The organism is Winogradskyella pacifica (genome assembly GCF_013403915.1).
Classification (GTDB): Bacteria; Bacteroidota; Bacteroidia; order Flavobacteriales; family Flavobacteriaceae; genus Winogradskyella; species Winogradskyella pacifica.
The window spans coordinates 1-2365 of the sequence record NZ_JABFDI010000041.1; the positions used below are offsets into that span (position 1 = coordinate 1).

2 protein-coding genes are annotated in these 2365 nt (G+C 28.5%); both read left to right on the top strand.

The annotated features are described in order from the left end of the window. The first annotated feature begins 97 nt into the window (after positions 1-97). Positions 98-682 carry a hypothetical protein gene (locus tag HM984_RS17260; RefSeq protein ID WP_179350089.1) on the top strand — a complete coding sequence of 195 codons (585 nt, stop codon included), beginning with the start codon at positions 98-100 and terminating at the stop codon, positions 680-682. A gap of 179 nt (positions 683-861) precedes the next feature. Beyond that, complete coding sequence (locus HM984_RS17265) at positions 862-2151, top strand: hypothetical protein (RefSeq protein WP_179350090.1); 1290 nt, start codon at positions 862-864, stop codon at positions 2149-2151. Positions 2152-2365: the final 214 nt, after the last annotated feature.

Below are 2365 nucleotides of genomic sequence, written 5' to 3' on the forward strand. Positions count from 1 at the left end.
TCAAAACACCAAATATGGTCTATAAATTAACCGCATAAAATCAATTTTAACCTGTAGCCATATTTCAGGGCAAGACATTTGACCAAACCCAGAAACATTGAGAAATATCATAGCATTATTACATCCAATTGAAAAAAAAGAAACTATCAGAATAGATTTTCAATCGGAATTATTAGAAACTGATATTTACGAAAAATTAAAACTTCCTGAATACGGAATTTTCCAATTTATAGAAAACGATTTTCTGTATAATATGGAACAAGCGGAATTGGATGCTGAACAAATTAAATATTATGAATTAAAGCGTGAAAAAAGAACTTGGTTCGGACTTTCAAAAAAAACTGTAACTGATTTATTAATTAAACCGAAAAACGGATTTTATTATCCATACCAATATGGACATTACTTTTATTTATTTACTAAACATAAAGTAAATCCTGCCGAATTTGAAAAGTGGGTTAACAAGATGTTTCCGAGTAGATTTGCTGATTTTGATGAGGGATTTATTATGGGAACTGATAAAAATTTTAAGCTCATAAATAAAGATGACTATATTTTGATAACACACCACGATTTCCAACGACAATTCGGAATAACTGCAAATGAAGTTATAACTGATAAACTTCTGGAGATTTTAAAAAAAGAAGAAGTTCAAAAAGAATTTAGAATTGAAAGAAAATAAAAACGTGTTACAACAACGTGTATAATTAATTGCTTTTTATGTGCTTACTTGCGAAAATTCCTGCGGAATTTTCTCGGGTTCGTAAAAGTTTGCTAAATTAGTTGCTAAACCACGCCACTAATCATACACAAAACCGTTGTGCTTAATGTTGATAAAACTTACCTGAGAGAAATTTACTTATGACAGAATCTGATATTCAAATATTACAAAAAGAAATTGATGCTGTCATAGAAAAGTATAATCGCGAAGATTTTATAAATCAAGACTTTGAAGTTTATTCCAAGTCCTTCAAAGAGACTTACTTTCAAAATCAAAATTTACATACAAACAAAAGGGTTTGTGAAGTAATTGGTTGTAAAAACATAACAATAAAAAAATCTCATACTATACCTAAGTCATCAATTCTTAAAAATATTGTTTTTGAAGGTCATTTGTTAACACCAAAATTCGATAGTTCTGACAATCACCCAAAAAACATTATGAGTAAGATAGGAATTAATAATGCCTCTGTTTTTCCAGGGTTTTGTACAAAACACGAAGACATTTTTAAATCATTTGAAATTGATGGAAAAATTGACAATGTAAATAAAGCCTTACTTCAAACTTTTAGAACATTATGCAGAGAACGTGTTTATAGAGAGAATGAGTTGGAAATAAATAAAATTATTAGGGAAAAATATAAGAAGAAAATAAATTCAGAGGCACAAGAATCTATTACTAAAGCATTATCAAAATATCCACAATTTGAAAACGTTAAAGACATTGAACTAAAAGGAATTGATTCTATAATAGATTCATTAAGCAAATTGGATAGTTTCTTAATCAGTCCTTTAGAACAAATTAAGATATTTGAAACAAGTATTTATAGTGCTTTACTAAAACTTCCAACAAAAGATAAATTAATCATCCGAGTTGCAAATTTCGACACTCATTTACCTGTCTCAATTTGTGGTATTGGAAATCAGGTTTATTTAAAAGATAAAGTAGAAACAGATTCATATTTACTCTTAAATGTAATGCCTAGAAAAGATTCTACAAGTGTAATTTGTGTTGGTTTAGAAAGAGACAAATTATTAATTCAAAACTATATTGATTCTTCATTTTCTAATCCGTTATTTTTACTAAATATGATAGAAAGCTTTATGGTCAATGGTTCTGACCATTGGTTTGTTAATCCAAAGTTCTGGGAGACACTATCCGAAGTTAAACAGAAGAAAATCTTATATGACATTCTATTTACTGAAGATTCACACTTAGACGAATATCCAATATCAATTTTTGATGATGTTAGAATGTATATAATTTCCACGTTAAAGAAAAATATAAACACGAGAACAGAAAAAATAACTGAATTTGAAAAAGAAATAATTGATAAGGAAATTAAAAAAATTAAATCCGCAGATTATGAAATTATAACTGACACCAATATTTTAGCCGAGAAATTATGGAATCGTCTGCAAAAACACTAAGCACAACACCGTATATAATTTATTGCTGGTTCTAGCCTACTTACGAAAATCCTCGCGGATTTTCTATTCGGTTTTTATTTGTTAACTTAGTTGCTTAACCACGCAACTAACCATACACCGAACCGTTGTAAACAAGCTTGACTTGTACTGAAAAAAGGCTACATAATTTCAAACAATTATGTATAAAAATGACAAAGTAATTAGACGTTACAGT

Coding starts and splice junctions, on each gene's coding strand:
- HM984_RS17265 (WP_179350090.1), top strand. CDS start 862: ATGACAGAATCTGATATTCAAATATTACAAAAAGAAATTGATGCTGTC.